This is a genomic window from Psychroserpens burtonensis DSM 12212, assembly GCF_000425305.1.
In the GTDB taxonomy this organism is placed as follows: domain Bacteria; phylum Bacteroidota; class Bacteroidia; order Flavobacteriales; family Flavobacteriaceae; genus Psychroserpens; species Psychroserpens burtonensis.
Genome location: NZ_AUDE01000025.1, coordinates 37,500 through 55,728, shown reverse-complemented (window position 1 = coordinate 55,728; position 18,229 = coordinate 37,500). Strand labels below are relative to the sequence as shown.

Below are 18,229 nucleotides of genomic sequence, written 5' to 3'. Positions count from 1 at the left end.
TGAATAAATGACCTTTAAAAATGAGATTCCCGTTTACACGGGAAATGCTATGGACAAAACAATTGACGAAAGCAAACAAGGTAACAACCTCGTTTTAGAACAAAAAAAAGGAAATACGCGCAAGCTTTTTATTGAAAGCTATGGCTGCGCTATGAATTTTAGCGATAGCGAAATTGTGGCTTCTATTCTTGCCGATCAAGGTTTCAATACCACTCAAAATCTTGAGGAAGCCGATTTGGTTTTAGTCAACACCTGCTCCATTCGTGATAAAGCAGAGCAAACTGTTAGAAAACGACTAGAAAAATACAATGCCGTAAAACGCATCAATCCTAAAATGAAAGTTGGTGTTCTTGGCTGTATGGCTGAGCGATTAAAAACCAAATTTTTAGAAGAAGAGAAAATTGTTGACCTCGTTGTAGGACCTGATGCTTATAAAGATTTACCTAATCTATTAGCAGAAGTTGATGACGGTAGAGATGCCATAAATGTCACCCTCTCTAAAGATGAAACTTATGGAGATATTTCTCCCGTGAGGCTTAACACCAATGGTGTCACTGCACTTGTATCCATAACACGTGGTTGTGATAATATGTGTACATTTTGTGTTGTCCCTTTTACCAGAGGTCGTGAACGCAGTCGTGATCCACAAAGTATCATCGGAGAAATTAATGATTTATGGAATAAAGGTTATAAGGAGATTACACTTTTAGGTCAAAATGTGGATAGTTATTTGTGGTATGGTGGCGGACTCAAAAAGGATTTGGTTAAAGCCAGCGATATGCAAAAAGCGACTGCTGTTCATTTTCCACAATTGTTAGAACTATGTGCTAAAGCGCAACCTAACATGCGCATTCGATTTTCAACTTCTAATCCTCAAGATTTAACGCTTGATGTGATTCATACCATGGCAAAATTTGATAATATTTGTAAGCATATACACTTGCCTGTTCAGAGCGGAAGCAACCGTATTTTAAAAGAAATGAATCGTTTGCATACGCGTGAAGAATATTTTGAACTCATCGATCATATTAGAGGCATTCTTCCCGAATGTTCTATTAGCCAAGATATGATTGCTGGTTTCCCTACGGAAACAGAACAAGACCATCAAGACACGTTAAGTTTAATGGAATACGTGAAGTATAATTTTGGCTTTATGTACATGTACTCTGAACGACCAGGAACAATGGCAGGACGCAAATTGGAAGATGATGTGCCTGAAGACACTAAAAAGCGACGCCTTGCAGAAATAGTACAATTACAACGTGAGCTTGGCGCTATTCAAATTAAAAAATATTTAAATACTGAGGTTGAAGTCCTTATTGAACGTGAGTCTAAAAAATCAAACGAGCAATGGTCTGGAAAAACATCACAGAATATAGTTGCTGTTTTTCCGAGAGAAAATTATAAGATTGGAGAATTAGTCAAAGTTAAAATTTTAGATTGCACCAGTGCTACTTTGATTGGTGAAGCAGTTGGATATTCAAATTAGAACTAAGAATTAAAAATGGAAAGCATACAAGCCATAAAACAACGTTTCGGGATTATAGGAAACGATCCAAAACTCAACAGAGCGATTGAAAAAGCCATCCAAGTTGCACCTACAGATATTTCGGTATTGGTTACTGGAGAAAGCGGAGTTGGTAAAGAAAGTATCCCAAAAATCATACACCAATTATCACATCGCAAACACGGCAAATACATTGCAGTAAACTGTGGTGCAATACCAGAAGGAACCATTGACAGTGAGCTTTTTGGTCATGAAAAAGGGGCTTTTACTGGTGCTACTGGAACACGTTCTGGATATTTTGAAGTCGCAGATGGTGGTACTATTTTTTTAGATGAAGTTGGAGAACTACCCTTAACGACACAAGTACGCTTATTACGTGTTCTTGAAAATGGTGAATTCATAAAAGTAGGTTCTAGTAAGGTACAAAAAACCGATGTTAGAATTGTCGCTGCAACAAACGTCGAAATGTTTGAAGCCATAAAGAAAGAAAAATTTAGAGAAGACCTTTTTTATAGATTAAGCACTGTGGACATTAACATTCCTCCACTTCGTGAACGCAAGGAAGACATTCATTTATTGTTTAGAAAATTTGCCAGTGATTTTGCTTTAAAATATAAAATGCCCACTATCAAAATCACCGATGATGCTATCCCGATTTTACAAAAACACCGTTGGAATGGTAACATTCGTCAGTTGCGTAACGTAGCTGAACAGATTTCTGTATTAGAACAAAATCGTACCATTACTGCTGCAACGCTTGATGGATATCTGCCTAGCGGAAGCAACAATCTTCCTGCAGTTATAAACAAGAAAAAGTCTGAAAGTGATTTCAGTAACGAAAGAGAAATCCTTTATAAAGTCCTTTTTGATATGAAAAATGATCTAAATGATCTCAAAAAGTTAACGATGGAACTAATGAAAAGTGGGAACGTTTCCGAAGTTGAAAAAGACAATGAAAGTTTGATTGAGAAAATCTACGGAGAACCTCAAAAAGACAACTATACAGAAGAGTTTCAGGATTTAGAAGTAATGGCAATTGCAGAAAAATCAGAAAAACATTTTGATCCTGATGATAAAAACCAAAATATAGATAAATATCATTTTGCTGAAGAAATTGAAGAGGAAGAAACACTATCTTTACAAGACAAAGAGCTTGAATTGATTAAAAAGTCGCTTGAACGTCACCAAGGAAAACGCAAGCTCGCTGCTACCGAACTGGGTATTAGTGAACGAACCTTATATAGAAAAATCAAACAGTACGACCTTTAATACAACATTATGAAGGCTATTGAAATAGTTCTAATAAGAAAGCCGTTTTCTAGAAATAGTTCTTAATTTACAAGACAAAAGCGGAAGGTTTAGCTCACGCAGATTTTTATGTTGCAAATAAGGCAAATTATATCTACGCTCACATAACGATGAACCGTAACACGTATTAAAGCATGAAAAACATCAAACATCTTATCTTTGTATCGGTATTTTTACTTCTATTAGGTTGTGGACCGTATTCTTTTACAGGAGTTCAAGATTTAAAAGCAAAAACATTTCAAGTTAATTATTTTCAAAACACTTCAGATTTAATAGAACCTGGTTTTGATAGAGATTTCAAACTTGCCTTAGAAGATTTGATCGTTAACCAAACCAATTTAAATATTACCACATCAAATGGTGAATTGATTTATGAAGGAGAAATTGTAGAATACCGAATTTCTCCAACTACAGCGCAATCGAACAGTACTGCAGCCCAAAACAGATTAACAGTAACGGTTAATTTACGGTTTTTTGACACTACTAATCCTGACGAGGAATTTGAACAACGTTTTTCACATTTTTTTGATTATCCTGGTAGCCAGCTCTTACAAGGTGCTCAAAAAGATGCAGCACACGAAGAAATTTTTGAACGTATCACACAAGATATTTTTAATGCAACATTGGCAAAGTGGTAAATGAATAAATCAGATTTCACATACATACTTCAAAACCCGCAGCACATTACAGATGAGCAGACGAATGAATTACATGATTTAAGTATTACATATCCATACTTTCAATCGGCAAGGGCATTACACCTTAAAGGGTTAAAAAATACAGGGAGTTACAAATACAATCAAGAATTAAAAACTACAGCTGCTTACACTACAGACCGCAGTATTCTGTTTGATTTTATTACTTCAGAAATATTCAATCAAAACGAAATATCGCAAATCATCAAACAAAACTCAGAACATCTCAAACGCTTAGCTGTTAATGATCTTGACGATATCTCAGTCAATAAAAGCGTTACTATTGACGATGCGCTCAAACAACATATAAAAAACACAGAAGGCGTTCTTGACCCACACCTATTTGAACAAAAAATAAATCCAGAAGATGTTGCTCATTTCTTATCACTTCAAAACACTATTACTGAGAAAGTTATTATTGATATTGACGTCAAACATATAGAAAAAAAACCTGAAGATATTCTTCAAATTGGTAAACCGTTAGAGTTCGTCACAGAAGAAACTCACTCCTTTACTGAGTGGCTAAAAATAACAAGTTTTAAACCTATACAGAGAGACGATAGCGCGATAACTGACGACCAATCCAACGATAAAACCATTGAAATTAGTGATAATTCTCAAGAAGAGAAATCGGATTCAGTCAACAAAAAATTTGAACTTATAGATAAATTTCTAGAAAGTAGTCCAAAAATTGTTCCCACTAAAGAAATGAGAAAAGCAAATGCCGATACTAGTGATCAAGTTGCTCATGACGGATTGATGACAGAGACTCTAGCAAGAATTTACCTAGAACAAAACAACTATGCCAAGGCAATTCAATCTTATAAAATATTAAGTTTGAAATATCCAGAAAAAAGTGGTTTCTTTGCAGACCAAATTAAAGCAGTAAAAGAATTACAAGAAAATAATACACAAAAATAATGAATACGTTTACTATCTTTTTAATCTTAATCATACTAGTTTCATTTTTACTAGTTGTAGTCGTTATGGTTCAAAACCCTAAAGGAGGAGGATTATCTTCTTCATTTGGTGGTGGTGGCACACAGCAATTAGGAGGTGTTAAAAAAACAACAGACTTTTTAGACAAAAGTACTTGGGCTTTAGCAACCTTACTATTGGCATTAATTTTAGCATCTAATTTTGCTATTCCTGGTGCAGGAGGTTCTCAAGAATCTAAAGTAATTAACGGTAGCGAAACAACGACAACTGTTCCAGTAAATACTCCAACTGATAATGCTGCAGATAACATTGTAAATCCTGGAGATTCTTTATAGAATAATCACTATTCAAATCATATAAAATGCCAACTTAACAGTTGGCATTTTTTTTTGCTTTTTACTTCGGAAATTGACACTACTGCAAGTTTGTCAGTTATATAGTATTGGCACATTTTTAGCAGTTATAAAAGGGTTGATTATAATTAACAGATAACTATTTAATTAAAAAACTTATATAACAATGAGCTTAAACATTAAACCATTAGCAGATAGAGTTCTTATAGAACCTGTGCAGGCTGAAACAAAAACAGCTTCAGGAATAATTATTCCAGACAACGCTAAAGAAAAACCACAAAAAGGAACAGTTGTCGCTGTTGGTAAAGGGACAAAAGACGAGCCAATGACAGTAAAATCTGGTAACACTGTTCTCTACGGAAAATATGCAGGTACAGAATTAAAACTAGAGGGTAAAGATTACTTAATCATGCGTGAAAGTGATATCCTAGCGATTATTTAATCGCAAATTCAAAAAAAACAAAAAACAAAATTCAAAAAAGCTTTCTAACAAGTGTAATTCGAGCATTTGGAGTTTAATTTTTGAATATTGAAAGTTTAAAACAAATAGATTTCCACTGTCGTGGAAACCATAAAATACATTTTAACAATGGCAAAAGATATAAAATTTGATATTGAAGCACGTGACGGATTAAAACGTGGTGTGGATGCATTAGCGAATGCAGTAAAAGTAACATTGGGACCAAAAGGCCGTAACGTTATTATTGGGCGTTCATTTGGAGCACCTCAAGTAACAAAAGATGGTGTTTCTGTAGCAAAAGAAATTGAATTAGAGAACGAGCTTGAAAACATGGGAGCTCAAATGGTAAAAGAAGTCGCTTCTAAAACTAATGATTTAGCTGGTGATGGCACTACAACTGCAACTGTATTAGCGCAAGCCATCGTAAAAGAAGGTATTAAAAATGTTGCTGCAGGTGCAAATCCAATGGATTTAAAACGTGGGATTGACAAAGCTGTAAAAGCTATTGTAAAAGATCTTGAAAAGCAAGCTAAAAAAGTAGGAAGCGACTCAGCAATGATTAAGCAAGTGGCTGCAATTTCTGCTAATAATGATGATACTATTGGTGAGCTAATAGCTACAGCTTTTAGTAAAGTAGGTAAAGAAGGTGTGATCACCGTGGAAGAAGCTAAAGGTATGGAAACATACGTTGATGTTGTTGAAGGTATGCAATTTGACAGAGGTTATTTATCTCCTTACTTCGTAACAGATTCAGATAAAATGATTGCTGATTTAGAAAATCCTTACATATTATTATTTGATAAGAAGATTTCTAACTTACAAGAAATCCTTCCAATATTAGAGCCAGTAGCTCAATCTGGTCGTCCGTTATTAATTATTGCAGAAGATGTAGAAGGTCAAGCTTTAGCAACTTTAGTAGTCAATAAATTACGTGGTGGATTAAAAATTGCTGCTGTAAAAGCCCCAGGATTTGGAGATCGTCGTAAAGCAATGCTTGAGGATATCGCTATTTTAACTGGAGGTATTGTGATCTCTGAAGAGAGAGGATTTTCTTTAGAAAATGCAGATTTAACTATGTTAGGAACAGCGGAGTCTGTAATGATTGACAAAGACAACACAACAATTGTTAATGGTGCTGGAAAATCTGCTGATATCAAAGCTAGAGTCAATCAAATCAAAGCGCAGATAGAAACAACTACGAGCGATTACGATAAAGAAAAACTACAAGAACGTTTAGCTAAGTTAGCTGGCGGAGTTGCCGTACTTTATGTTGGTGCAGCGAGTGAAGTTGAAATGAAAGAGAAAAAAGATCGCGTTGATGATGCTTTAAATGCAACAAGAGCTGCTGTAGAAGAAGGCATCGTTGCAGGTGGTGGAGTTGCTTTAGTAAGAGCAAAAGCTGTTTTAGAGAAAATCACGACAGAGAATATTGATGAAGCAACAGGAATTCAAATTGTAGCAAAAGCTATTGAATCTCCTTTAAGAACCATTGTAGAAAATGCAGGTGGTGAGGCTTCAGTAGTTATCAATAAAGTATTAGAAGGCAAAAAAGACTTTGGTTTTGATGCTAAAACCGAGACGTATGTTGATATGCTTAAAGCAGGAATCATTGATCCTAAAAAAGTAACACGTATCGCATTAGAAAATGCGGCATCGGTTGCTGGAATGATTTTAACTACAGAGTGTGCTTTAATTGACATTAAAGAAGAATCTGCTGGTGGTGGAATGCCAGGCGGAATGGGTGGTGGTATGCCCGGAATGATGTAGTCGAGAGCCTAGACACGCAAGCAATGACTCATATTAGTCATACACAAAAAGAGCCTTTGATAATTATCAAAGGCTCTTTTTTTAAGACCTCATATCAAGAAAAAAGAGCAGATAGGAAGACAAGATTAAAAAGTTGTAATGTTTTAAATATCTAGAATTGATGAGGCCCTTAATTAAAGAGAAGTCAATTAAAAACAAAAAAGCTCAAACTTAAGTTTGAGCTTTTTTGTTTTTAATTTTTATGATCCTCTTGGACCTCATCATCTCGATATTTACAACAAGGGTGCACAGTTGCGTATGCTTCATCTGATGCTTTCAGTTTTTTGGTATCATGACCAACAGAAGCTATTTTTTTACTTATAGAATCTAAGTTCGTTTTACGAGCGTCGTAAATTAATTTAAGCTCATGAGTGTCTACATTCCAAATTGCTGATTTCACACCTTTTGTTCTAATCGCTGCTTTTTCAATACGGTCTTTGCACATTAAACAAACCCCATCGACTTCTAATGAAGCTCTCTCGTTTTTGTTTTGAGCGAAGGTTACTGTTGTTACTAAAAGGATTAGTACAGTAGCTAATTGTGTTATTTTTTTTCTTGAATTCATAGTTGTAATTTTTAAATCTGTCCAGTCATTTAGATTCAAAGACTTTTAGCTTCTCGACTCCGCTCGAAGTGACAGTGTGTTAATTATTATTTTATTTTAAATCGTAATCCTGCATAATACATACTTCCAAAAATTGGTCCATATACAAAGGTCGTATCAAAATTTGAACCAAAAGGATCCTCTGCTCCTAGAATAGGATTATTTTGTCTCACGTTTGTAATATTTTCACCTCCTAAATATACTTCAAATTTTTGGGAAAACACTTTAGTAACCTGAACGTTTAAGGTCCCTACAGTTGGTGATTTTTCTGGCAATCTATATGCTATTGGATTAGATGCAGTAGAAGAAAAACGTTGTTCACTCAACCAATTATAGGTCAAATCAAATTTGTATTGTGAAGCTTCCCCTTCATCCAATCGCGTTTCATAAGATGCATTTGCGAAAAAACGATGTGCTGGTATTAACGGTTTTGTTAATCTTCCAGATTGATATTGTGTTTGTACATCATAATACTTATAAGCCGTTCTAAAATCGAAATTATCAAATACGTTATAATTCAATTCTAATTGAAAACTGTTTGCGAAACTATCTCCATCTAGATTATAAAAATTGACCTCTTGTGGGTTTTCCCAATCAATAACGACTTGATTTTGAAAATCTGTTCTGTAAAAGTCAACAATCACATCTCCTTTTCTTCCGAAGAGATTAAAACCCTGAAGATACGACAGCCCATAATTCCATGCAATTTCTGGATCTAACCCGTAGATATTTCCGTTGGCATTAAAAATATTTATTGTTCTTGACGTCGCAAAAATGCTTTGATTTTCAGCAAAAATATTGGCGCTTCGTTTTCCTCTTCCTATGGATGCTCTAAAAGCAGATTTCTCCCAAGGGGTATATCGTGCGTGCAAACGAGGTGTAATAAATTCACCCAATAAATTGTGCGTATCAAAACGTAAACCTGCGGTTAACGTAAACTTATCTAAATTGTCGTAGGCATATTCAAAAAAGGCACCTGCAGAACGCTCTGTACGTTCAAAATCAGCTCCAATAGCAAACTCTTCATAATTATCATAAGTAAAACCAAGACCTGTTTTTATTTTATGCCTAGAATCACTAATAATGGAGTTATAAATTACATTGGAATACACGCTATTATGATTGATATCATATTGATTCAATCCAAAATATGATTCTTGTTTATGATTACTATAGGCAAATTGGACTCCTAAGCTTTGCCAAGGGATTTCTGGATTCACATAACCCGTCTTTGCTGAAATTTCAAAACGTTCTGTATTGATTTCACTTCCCCAAGCATTCATTGTTAAACGATCGGTATCTGGGTCAAAATTTAATTGACCTGATTGATTGACATCATTTAAATAACGCACATTAATAAAACTCAGAAAGCCTTTTTCTAGATTCGTATATTGCCAACGATTCATGACATTAATTTGCTTTTTAAGTGGCACATCCAAAAACGCATCATCATTATTATCAAACTTTTGATCTCTGGTATTTCCGTGAATATAAAGTCCGGTACTCCACTTATCACTCACCTTAGTATTGAGATGCGTGTTAAGCTCTAAACGACCATTGACAGATCCATATATATTAACAAATAAACTTGCATCGGTTGTTGGTTTATATAACTCTGCATTGATTTGTCCTGCAATACTCTCAAAACCATTAACAACGCTTCCCGCACCTTTAGTAATTTGAATACTTTCAACCCAAGTTCCTGGTATAAAACTTAATCCATAGGCTTGGGAGGCTCCTCTAATGGATGGTATATTTTCAGTAGTAATTAATATATACTTACTTGTTAGACCAAGCATTTTAATTTGACGTGTCCCTGTCACAGCGTCAGAAAAATTGACATCAATAGATGGATTGGTTTCAAAACTTTCAGACAAGTTACAGCACGCTGCCTTTAGGAGTTCATCACTACTTACGGTCATTATATTTTGAGCACTCATATAAGACCTTGAAGTGGCTCGCTTTCTCGCCGTTAAGACTATTTGATCTAAATCTCCCGTAGCCTCCAGTAGATGTTTAATGAATCTAGGTTTTGTTATCGTCAATGTATCCGTTTTAAAACCAACAAAACTAATGACTAGTTTTGTGTAACTCGATTGGTACGGAAGACTAAACTTACCATCAATATCTGTGACTGCGCCAATCGATGTATCGAGCCAAAACACATTAGCTCCTGCCAATGAAAATGTCTTGTTTCCATCTGTTTTCTCTGTTACAATACCTTCAATTTTCTCTTGCGAAAATGCGATAGTAGGCAGCAATAAAATAAAAAATAAAATCTTTTTCAACTATAATTGTTTTTGGGTTGGTATAAAACTGTCTAAAATTCTAAATTTTATAATTCAGACATAAAATTATGCCTGAATTTAAATTTCAAATTGAATACCGTCTTATTCTATATTCATCTCCATTTCGTGGTCATATTTACAACAACCAGGTAAATCTTTGTAAGCCTCTTCGCTTCCTGCTACTTTTTCAGTATCATAACCTGACGCTGCAATGGCATTATGAATTGATAATACATCTGTTTTAGTACCATCAAAAGACACCTCAACATTCTTTTTATCGACGTCCCAAGTTGCTTTAGACACCCCTTCAACACCATTAGCTGCTTTTTCGATTGTGCTTTTACACATCCCACAGTTCCCTCTTACTCCAAAAGCTACATCTACCAAAGCCATTTCTTTAGAGACTTCATTAGATGTTGTTACTGTTTCTTCTTTGGCTTCATTTTTACAACTTGTAAAACCCATTGCAGCTAATATAGCTACACTTAAAATTACTTTCTTCATTTTTTTAAAATTTAATTATTATTATTCTATTACTTGTTTCACTTCTCCACAGGTGAGCATTGCGTCACCAAAATAGGGGTTGATTACTTTTTCTTCTTTACTCAACCAGTACGCACCATTGTTATCATCTGCCATTGGACAAAATTGATGGTATACCTTTTCATTGATACCAAATACTTCAATTGCATTAGTTAGGTATGATGAAAGGTTCTTAAAATACATTCTTTGCGCTACAATTTTAGAGGTTTTTGACATTGAAGTTGCTGCTATTTTTATCTCTTTTTCTAATGACATCCAATGGTTATGAGCTTCGTTATTTTCTAATTGTTTCATATCAACTTTAGACAAATTAGCTAATAAACGTTTTGATCCTGATTGTACATTTTTTGAATCATCTTTTACTAATGCATCTTTCAAATGGATATAATCATTAAAAACTATTTTTAATTGATTTTGAAAGTCTTTTGAGACTTTCACTCTTTCATTCATATTGAAAGGCTTCTTATTATTTACTGAAGTAGTTGTTTCCTTCCCAAGATGTCCTTCATGGCCAGCTATGCCCTTTCTACCATCTCTATTCATCATAGATTTTTTTCCTTGTAATTGAGCTGCTGCATCAACTGTAAACGTGCCATTGGTTACAATTTCGTCACCATTATTTAGACCCTCTAAAACCTCATAACTATCTCCAATCTTATGACCTAATATAATGTTACGCATTTGAAAAATAGACTCCTTAGAATCCGGTTTTATATACACTACAGAGCGTTTTCCTGTCCATAAAACAGCAGAGGAAGGTATTGCTAATACTTGTTCATTATTTGACCTGATTCCTTTAATTTCTGCTTCAACAAACATTCCTGGTTTAAATGCTTCCTCTTTATTATTAAGCACAACTCTTAATTTCACAGTTCTTGTTCTAGTATCCAGAACAGGATCTATAAAATCTACGATCCCTTTTAATTTTTTGTTATCATATGCGTTGGTTGTTATAGAAACTTCTTGTCCTTTTTTAAACAAATCAATTTGATTTTCGTACACATCAAAATTTGCCCAAACTGTACTAAGATTTGCAATCTTAAGCAATGGTTGACCTTGTTTAATATAATCACCTTGTTCAACTAATTTTTCTGAAACGGTACCTGAAACGGTAGCGTACACCGGAACGTTTTCTTTTACTTTACCAGAGGTTTCAATTTGATTGATTTGGCTTTCAGAAAGTTTCCATAATTTCAATTTATTACGTACTGCGTTGTATAATGCTGGCTGTGATTTTTTTATGGAAGCTGCTGTAATTAATTCTTGTTGGGCTGCATATAATTCTGGTGAATAAACAGTAGCCAATAGTTGTCCTTTTCTCACTTTTTCTCCTGTAAAACTCACATTAAGAAGTTCAAGTCGTCCTGAGAAATAACTCACTTGAACTGCATTAGCTTCTTCATTTTCAGCAATCTTTCCAGATAACTTAATAGTATTACCTTCTGATTTACTGTTTCCTACAATAGAGGTTTGTATGTTGGCTAATGCCATAGCATTTTCAGAAAGCTTAAATTGATCTGCTAATAAACCTTCCGAACTACTTTCAACGGGAATTAAATCCATTCCACAAATAGGACAATCACCTGCTTCTGGTTGCATGATTTGTGGATGCATTGAACAGGTCCACATTTGATTGGTTTCTGTTACAGTATCATGATTATGTTTTGTTTCTGTATTGGATACTCCTCCAAAAATAAACCACCCTAGAAGGACGCCTATGGCGAGCAAACCAATATATATTGCTATCCTATTATTTTTCATTTTCTAAACGTTTTATCATTCCCTTCATTTCTTCTATTTCCTTTCGCTGCGCTTTAATAATATCTTCTGCAAGTTGTTTGACCTCGAAATCTTGAATATCTGCACGTTCACTCGTTAATATCGCTATCGAGTGATGAGGAATCATTCCTTTCAACCAAAGTACGTCACCAATAATTGGTGTTTGTGCTCTAACCAATCCTAATGCACTAACAAATAGCACAAAGCTTCCAGTGAGTATAGCCAAATTTTTATTTTTGTTTTTATACATTTTCAGCATAAATAACAGCATAATAACTGCCATAGTTGAAATCCCTAAACAGACCATATAGAAACGTGTTAAGCTAAAATAGAGATGATCTATAGCATAGGTGTTTAAATACATGGTGATGTACATTGCAAAAAATGACAATCCTAACATTAAAAAAAATGTTTTGTAATTGCTCATTCCTTCTTTATTATTCATGTGTTCTTCTGAATTCATGATTTCATAGTTTTTATATTAATAATTATCTAGGCAACATTAAGAAGTTTCTCTAATTACTTAATCGTAAACGGTAATTCAATTTTGACCTTTTCCCAATGCATACTTATCACTCCTAATTTATCACTAATCTTAGTGATTTTATATTCGAGATGTTCTTGAATATCTTCAGAAATGGTAGGAGTTACTTTAAAACGAATCATATCGTCTTTCTCATCATAGTGATCTTTGCCATGTTGATCCCAATTTTTATTAATCATTACTGTCCAATCGCCTTTTGAAGGAATCGTAAAAAAGCCATATTTACCTGCTGGTAATACTTCCCCTGCAAAAATTAAATCTTTGTTAGTTTCAATCCAAGTGGCATTATGCGCTCCAGCTTGCCACACGATATTATAACCCACCAATCCACCAAATATGATGCGATCTCTTACTCCTGGTGACGAATAATCTATATGAATATGGGCATCACCAATCATCACCATCGTTGATGTATGAGGGCTTAATGGCTTCTTTTTCTCTGATTCTGAAATTGTCCCGCTTTGTTCAGCCTCAGTTAGAAGTATTGTATCTTGAACTTCTTTTCTATTGTCTTTACAGGATATCAGAACCATGATACATAAAGTTAAAATTGTGTTTTTCATCATATTTCATTAATTAGTTAATAGACTGTGTTCGTAATCGAAGTGCATTGGCAATTACAGAAACTGAACTAAAACTCATAGCTAGTGCAGCAATCATAGGTGACAATAAGATCCCAAAAAACGGAAACAAAACACCAGCTGCAATGGGAACACCGAGCGTATTGTAAACCAATGCAAAAAACAAATTTTGTTTAATATTCTGCATCACTTTATGCCCCAAGTTATGTGCCTTAACTATACCGTGTAAGTCACCTTTTATTAGGGTGATCATGGCGCTTTCAATGGCGACATCAGTCCCTGTACCCATGGCAATACCAACATCGCTTTTTGCCAGTGCTGGCGCATCATTAATGCCGTCACCTGCCATGGCTACAACTTTTCCTTGTGCCTGTAATTTTTCAACTTCTTTCAATTTATCCCCAGGTAACATACTTGCTTTGAAATCGGTTAGATTCAATTCAGATGCTACCGCTTGTGCTGTGTTATAATTATCACCAGTTAGCATAATGATATCGATACCCTTATCTTGTAATTCTTTAATAGCTTTAGCGCTAGACTCCTTGATTTTGTCTCCAATAACCACATAACCTTCTATTTTTCTATCTATAGAAAAATAGGAAACCGTTTTACCTTGTTTTTGAAAGAATAATGCTTTTTCTTCCATTTCTGATAATATATCAGATTTTGCATATTCCATCATTTTAGGATTTCCTAAAGCTAGTTTTTTACCATTAATTGTACCTTCTACCCCTTTACCGGTAACCGCGCTAAAGTTTTCAGTTTTTAAAATTTCCACATTATTTTCTTTACCATATTTCACGGTAGCTTCAGCTAACGGATGTTCACTATTACTATTTAGGGATGCTATGTATTGTAGGATATCACTATCGCTATAGTTTTTTTGGAATGCACCTATAGTATCAACTGTTGGTTTCCCTTCGGTAATCGTTCCTGTTTTATCTATAATAAGTGTTGTTACCTTATCCATTTTTTCTAGCGCTTCGGCATTTTTAATTAATACACCATTCTGCGCTCCTTTTCCAACACCAACCATTACGGACATTGGCGTTGCTAAACCTAAGGCACAAGGACAGGCAATTATTAATACAGCGATTGCATTCACCAATGCATAAACATAAGATGGTTCTGGTCCCCAAATTGCCCAAATCACGAAAGTTATAAGTGAAATAATGACAACGACAGGAACAAAATAACCCGAAACTTTATCGGCTAAATTTTGGATTGGCGCGCGACTTCTGCTGGCATCATTCACCATCTGTATTATTTGAGAAAGTAAGGTATCACTTCCAACCTTCTCGGCCTCCATTAGGAAGGATTGATTGCCATTTATGGTTCCGCTACTCACTTTATCTCCTTCTACTTTATTGACAGGAATAGGCTCTCCAGTAATCATAGATTCATCAATGGTTGTTTCACCTTCTGAAATTGCACCATCTACAGGAATTTTATCCCCTGGTTTTATTTTTAGGATATCATTCAATTCTATCTTATCGATGGATACCTCAATTTCTTCACCATCTAACATCTTAGTAGCTTTGTTAGGTGCTAATTTTAATAACTCTTTTACTGCGGAATTGGTTTTGCTGTGCGCACGTGCCTCTAAAAGCTGTCCCATCAATACAAGAGTCAAAATCACGGTTGCTGCTTCAAAATACACGTGAACTGCACCAGATTCAGTTTTAAATTGAACTGGAAAAAAATCAGGTAATAGCATTCCGAAAACACTAAACACCCAAGCCACACCTGCACCAATACCTATAAGTGTAAACATATTGAGATTCCAAGTTTTTATACTTCTGTACGCACGTTCAAAGAACATCCAAGTCGCGTAAAACACCACGGGAATAGATAGCGCAAACTGAATCCAATTCCATTGTTTTTGCTCCATCACCTCATATAACGGATTGTTAGTGAACATTTCACTCATGGCTATTAAAAAAACCGGCAATGTAAACGCCCCTGCTATCCAAAATTTCTTTAATAACCTTTCATAGGTTTTCTCTTCTGCTGAACTGTCTGGTTGCATTGGCACTAAATCCATTCCACATATAGGACAAGAACTTGCTTCATCTTTTATGACTTCTGGATGCATTGGGCACGTCCATTGTCCTACTGTAATACTTGATAGATTTTGCTCCTCAACTAAATCCATTCCGCAAACAGGACAATCTCTATGCTTATCATAAGTTGTATCGCCTTCACAATGCATCGGACAATAAAATGTGCCTGTGCCATTCCCTTTTGGTTGTTCTTCTTTTTCTACTTTAGTATGATGGTGTTCTCCTGATTTATGAATACTGTAACTATCGCCATCGTTTTTTAGGACTTTTTGAAAGTTTTCTATTGGAATATGTGATTTCATTTCAATATAAGCTTCTGCCTTTTCTAAATCAACTGAAGCTTTTGAAACACCTCCTACTTTTGAAAGTATTTCTTCAACGTGGCCGCGACAACCGTTACAAGTCATTCCATGTATGTGATAGGTATGTTTCATTTTTTATACAATTTTAGAATTAATACAAAACTACATTTACATTGTTAATGTGATTTTTATAATTATGATTATTTTTTATACAATTTTGTCTAATTCTTTTCTATTCCAATCTTGTAACTTTCTGTATTGTGACATAGAAATACCTGTTATAGATTTAAACTGCTTGGCTAAATGACTACTATTATTATAATTAAGACTGTAAGCTATTTCTGAAAAGTTTAACTGCTTCAATTGAATATTCTCTTTTACTTTTTCGATTTTTAAATTAATTAGATATTTTTCAAGTGTCATCCCTTCAGATTTACTAAAGATTCTACTTAATACAGAGTAGTTCTTTCCCAATTCTATAGGTAATTCTGAAAGTACATTTTCAGAATTATTATTTTCTAGCATTTCTATCATTGTTATTTTAATTTTTTCAATTAATACTTCTGATAATTCCTTAATAAGTTCAAAACCTTGGTTTTTTAATATTTCTTCAAGTTTTATCAAATCATTCTTTTCCTTGCCTTGCACAACTACTTTCCCAAGTTCAATAGATTCTACTTGAAACCCTTCATTATTTAGATGTTGCTCAATAATCGATTTACAACGATTACAAACCATATTCTTTACAATTAATGTATGTTTCATTATTGCTGTGTTAAATAATTAATAATTGTTGTTTGCACATAATAGGTTTTTACAGATTCTATTTGATTCATTTGGAACTTTAACTGCAATTCTTGAATATCTAAAACATCATTAAAATCAATCGTTCCTGTTTCATAGCTTTTAATTAAAATATCTTCTGCATTTTTAGCTTGTCTTAAATTTTTAGCTTGGGTTTTATGACTTATTCTTGAAGAAATCCTATCGTTTATTGCTTTGTCTAAAAGCGTTTCTAATGTGTTTAAACGGTATTGTTTTTGAGCTAAAACCTCCTTTTGCTGTAATTCATTTTGCTTGGTTTGTGATTTATATGTCTTGTTGAATATTGGAATTGATACCGATACCGTTGGCATAATAATATCTTTTCCATTATCACTAAAATTCATATTTGGACGGTTCTCTACATTGATATAGTCTAATCCAAAACCAATCATGGGACTGCTTTCTTTTTGGTTTAATAATTCTGACTGTTCAACTGAATAATAAAGCTTATCATATTTCAACAATTCAGGATGTAGTGCTAAATTCTCAGTAGTAATTTCAAAATCTTCGGAAGGTAAATTCAATTCATTAATAACATTAACATTAATAGCTTTATCACGATTTAAGAGCATATTAAAATTAGTTTGTTCTGCAAGAAATTGTTGGCTCAAAACACCAAATAATTGTTGCATTTCATTTTGACGCATTTGTAATCGCAACACATCTACCGCTGAAGCTTTACCAACCTCAACAGAGGTTAACGCTAATATTTCATAAGTCTCCAATAGTTTAATGTTTTCTGTTAACACGTCTTGTTTTGCAGTGTTTGCATAAAGAGTGTAGTAGGATTGAGAAACCGAAGCGATTAGTTTTCGTTTAGCAATAACAATATCTTCATATTTAGCATCCGCCAAAGCACTTGCATAGTTCTCTCTTGCTGTAATGTTACCAAACCAAGGTAACATTTGTTTTGCAGACACCTTAAAGCGTTGCGCTCCTGTGCGTGTTTCTGGTTCGCTCACAAAATAGCCTACCCCAAATTCGGTATTGGGAAGCGTATTGACTTCATTCACTTTTTCGGAAGCAATACGATACTGCAATTCGAATTTTTTAATTTCAGGATTATTATCCAAAGCTTTGTTTACTAAATCATTTAGTGACTGTCCGTCTATTATGTTTATAGAAAACAGAAAGAGCCCACATAATAAAACGCTTTTGAAGTTAAAAGTGTAAAGTGTAAAGTATAAAGTTCGCTTGTTTACCAATTGATTGGCAAAAAATGAAAATCTGTGTTTTTTTATGGACGATATGTTCGATTTAGTTTTCATGTTATTTACCTTTTGATGTTTTTATTGAGCTCACTAACATGGCGACCAACTCCTTACAATGGTCGTGAAGCGTTTTAAATTCTGGGACAGGAATCAAATCACTATCTTTTAATAATTCTAACCAGTATAACGTTTCATTAGCTTCCTTTAATGAAACACTCCTTTTATGTATGAAATCTGCCTTACTTTGAGCAAATTCTGCTTCTCTAATAAGTGCTCCAATAGCAGTAGCACTCCGAAATAATTTTTTGCTCAAAACATATTCTTTCTTTTCAGAAACCAAAGCTTGCGATAGTTTTATAATTTTTAAAGCAAAATCATAACTTTTATCTCTCAATATATTCTTACCCATAATATTTAATTT

At 34.2% G+C, this 18,229-nt stretch carries 17 protein-coding genes; 7 read left to right on the top strand and 10 right to left on the bottom strand.

What is annotated here, in order from left to right:
* Window positions 1-49: 49 nt before the first annotated feature.
* From miaB to groL, 7 genes are all read left to right on the top strand, one after another.
* Window positions 50-1,489: a tRNA (N6-isopentenyl adenosine(37)-C2)-methylthiotransferase MiaB gene (gene miaB, locus H593_RS0111925; RefSeq protein ID WP_028872663.1), complete on the top strand. Its 1,440-nt coding sequence runs from the start codon at window positions 50-52 to the stop codon at window positions 1,487-1,489.
* A 15-nt stretch (window positions 1,490-1,504) separates the two neighbouring features.
* Window positions 1,505-2,776 (top strand): sigma-54 interaction domain-containing protein, encoded by a 1,272-nt coding sequence (locus H593_RS0111920; RefSeq protein WP_028872662.1) that lies wholly within the window; start codon window positions 1,505-1,507, stop codon window positions 2,774-2,776.
* A 173-nt stretch (window positions 2,777-2,949) separates the two neighbouring features.
* Window positions 2,950-3,453 carry an LptE family protein gene (locus H593_RS0111915; protein WP_028872661.1) on the top strand — a complete coding sequence of 168 codons (504 nt, stop codon included), beginning with the start codon at window positions 2,950-2,952 and terminating at the stop codon, window positions 3,451-3,453.
* Window positions 3,454-4,431 (top strand): hypothetical protein, encoded by a 978-nt coding sequence (locus tag H593_RS0111910; protein WP_028872660.1) that lies wholly within the window; start codon window positions 3,454-3,456, stop codon window positions 4,429-4,431.
* Window positions 4,431-4,784 (top strand): preprotein translocase subunit SecG, encoded by a 354-nt coding sequence (secG, locus tag H593_RS0111905; RefSeq protein WP_037052255.1) that lies wholly within the window; start codon window positions 4,431-4,433, stop codon window positions 4,782-4,784. The genes H593_RS0111910 and secG overlap by 1 nt, the downstream gene beginning before the upstream one ends.
* A gap of 184 nt (window positions 4,785-4,968) precedes the next feature.
* The gene (locus H593_RS0111900; RefSeq protein ID WP_028872658.1) at window positions 4,969-5,244 is read left to right on the top strand and encodes a co-chaperone GroES; all 276 of its coding nucleotides are present in this window, start codon (window positions 4,969-4,971) and stop codon (window positions 5,242-5,244) included.
* Between the two features lie 147 nt (window positions 5,245-5,391).
* Window positions 5,392-7,029, top strand: a complete 1,638-nt coding sequence (groL, locus tag H593_RS0111895; protein ID WP_028872657.1) for a chaperonin GroEL — start codon at window positions 5,392-5,394, stop codon at window positions 7,027-7,029.
* Between the two features lie 232 nt (window positions 7,030-7,261).
* On the opposite strand, the gene H593_RS0111890 is transcribed toward groL, so the two are convergent.
* The 10 genes from H593_RS0111890 to H593_RS0111845 form a co-directional block, all read right to left on the bottom strand.
* Window positions 7,262-7,633 carry a heavy-metal-associated domain-containing protein gene (locus H593_RS0111890; RefSeq protein WP_147231837.1) on the bottom strand — a complete coding sequence of 124 codons (372 nt, stop codon included), beginning with the start codon at window positions 7,631-7,633 and terminating at the stop codon, window positions 7,262-7,264.
* An 86-nt stretch (window positions 7,634-7,719) separates the two neighbouring features.
* The gene (locus H593_RS0111885; RefSeq protein ID WP_028872655.1) at window positions 7,720-9,960 is read right to left on the bottom strand and encodes a TonB-dependent receptor; all 2,241 of its coding nucleotides are present in this window, start codon (window positions 9,958-9,960) and stop codon (window positions 7,720-7,722) included.
* A gap of 102 nt (window positions 9,961-10,062) precedes the next feature.
* On the bottom strand, window positions 10,063-10,464 hold the full coding sequence (locus H593_RS0111880; RefSeq protein WP_028872654.1) for a heavy-metal-associated domain-containing protein: 402 nt from the start codon (window positions 10,462-10,464) through the stop codon (window positions 10,063-10,065).
* A gap of 21 nt (window positions 10,465-10,485) precedes the next feature.
* Window positions 10,486-12,264, bottom strand: coding sequence for an efflux RND transporter periplasmic adaptor subunit (locus H593_RS0111875; RefSeq protein WP_028872653.1), 1,779 nt, complete (start codon window positions 12,262-12,264; stop codon window positions 10,486-10,488).
* Window positions 12,254-12,745, bottom strand: coding sequence for a DUF305 domain-containing protein (locus H593_RS0111870; RefSeq protein WP_028872652.1), 492 nt, complete (start codon window positions 12,743-12,745; stop codon window positions 12,254-12,256). Before H593_RS0111870 ends, H593_RS0111875 begins: the two co-directional genes overlap by 11 nt.
* A 56-nt stretch (window positions 12,746-12,801) precedes the next feature.
* On the bottom strand, window positions 12,802-13,392 hold the full coding sequence (locus H593_RS0111865) for a DUF2911 domain-containing protein (protein WP_245585046.1): 591 nt from the start codon (window positions 13,390-13,392) through the stop codon (window positions 12,802-12,804).
* Window positions 13,393-13,402: 10 nt separating this feature from the next.
* Window positions 13,403-15,904, bottom strand: a complete 2,502-nt coding sequence (locus H593_RS0111860) for a heavy metal translocating P-type ATPase (protein ID WP_028872650.1) — start codon at window positions 15,902-15,904, stop codon at window positions 13,403-13,405.
* Between the two features lie 75 nt (window positions 15,905-15,979).
* Window positions 15,980-16,537 carry a helix-turn-helix transcriptional regulator gene (locus H593_RS0111855; protein WP_028872649.1) on the bottom strand — a complete coding sequence of 186 codons (558 nt, stop codon included), beginning with the start codon at window positions 16,535-16,537 and terminating at the stop codon, window positions 15,980-15,982.
* Window positions 16,537-17,865: a TolC family protein gene (locus tag H593_RS0111850; protein WP_084142320.1), complete on the bottom strand. Its 1,329-nt coding sequence runs from the start codon at window positions 17,863-17,865 to the stop codon at window positions 16,537-16,539. The genes H593_RS0111855 and H593_RS0111850 overlap by 1 nt, the downstream gene beginning before the upstream one ends.
* A gap of 1 nt (window position 17,866) precedes the next feature.
* On the bottom strand, window positions 17,867-18,217 hold the full coding sequence (locus tag H593_RS0111845; RefSeq protein ID WP_028872647.1) for a four helix bundle protein: 351 nt from the start codon (window positions 18,215-18,217) through the stop codon (window positions 17,867-17,869).
* Between the last annotated feature and the right edge of the window lie 12 nt (window positions 18,218-18,229).

Coding starts and splice junctions, on each gene's coding strand:
- H593_RS0111845 (WP_028872647.1), bottom strand. CDS start 18,217: ATGGGTAAGAATATATTGAGAGATAAAAGTTATGATTTTGCTTTAAAA.
- H593_RS0111890 (WP_147231837.1), bottom strand. CDS start 7,633: ATGAATTCAAGAAAAAAAATAACACAATTAGCTACTGTACTAATCCTT.
- H593_RS0111910 (WP_028872660.1), top strand. CDS start 3,454: ATGAATAAATCAGATTTCACATACATACTTCAAAACCCGCAGCACATT.
- miaB (WP_028872663.1), top strand. CDS start 50: ATGGACAAAACAATTGACGAAAGCAAACAAGGTAACAACCTCGTTTTA.
- H593_RS0111875 (WP_028872653.1), bottom strand. CDS start 12,264: ATGAAAAATAATAGGATAGCAATATATATTGGTTTGCTCGCCATAGGC.
- H593_RS0111860 (WP_028872650.1), bottom strand. CDS start 15,904: ATGAAACATACCTATCACATACATGGAATGACTTGTAACGGTTGTCGC.
- H593_RS0111855 (WP_028872649.1), bottom strand. CDS start 16,537: ATGAAACATACATTAATTGTAAAGAATATGGTTTGTAATCGTTGTAAA.
- H593_RS0111850 (WP_084142320.1), bottom strand. CDS start 17,865: ATGAAAACTAAATCGAACATATCGTCCATAAAAAAACACAGATTTTCA.
- H593_RS0111865 (WP_245585046.1), bottom strand. CDS start 13,392: ATGATGAAAAACACAATTTTAACTTTATGTATCATGGTTCTGATATCC.
- H593_RS0111880 (WP_028872654.1), bottom strand. CDS start 10,464: ATGAAGAAAGTAATTTTAAGTGTAGCTATATTAGCTGCAATGGGTTTT.
- secG (WP_037052255.1), top strand. CDS start 4,431: ATGAATACGTTTACTATCTTTTTAATCTTAATCATACTAGTTTCATTT.
- H593_RS0111870 (WP_028872652.1), bottom strand. CDS start 12,745: ATGAATTCAGAAGAACACATGAATAATAAAGAAGGAATGAGCAATTAC.
- groL (WP_028872657.1), top strand. CDS start 5,392: ATGGCAAAAGATATAAAATTTGATATTGAAGCACGTGACGGATTAAAA.
- H593_RS0111900 (WP_028872658.1), top strand. CDS start 4,969: ATGAGCTTAAACATTAAACCATTAGCAGATAGAGTTCTTATAGAACCT.
- H593_RS0111915 (WP_028872661.1), top strand. CDS start 2,950: ATGAAAAACATCAAACATCTTATCTTTGTATCGGTATTTTTACTTCTA.
- H593_RS0111920 (WP_028872662.1), top strand. CDS start 1,505: ATGGAAAGCATACAAGCCATAAAACAACGTTTCGGGATTATAGGAAAC.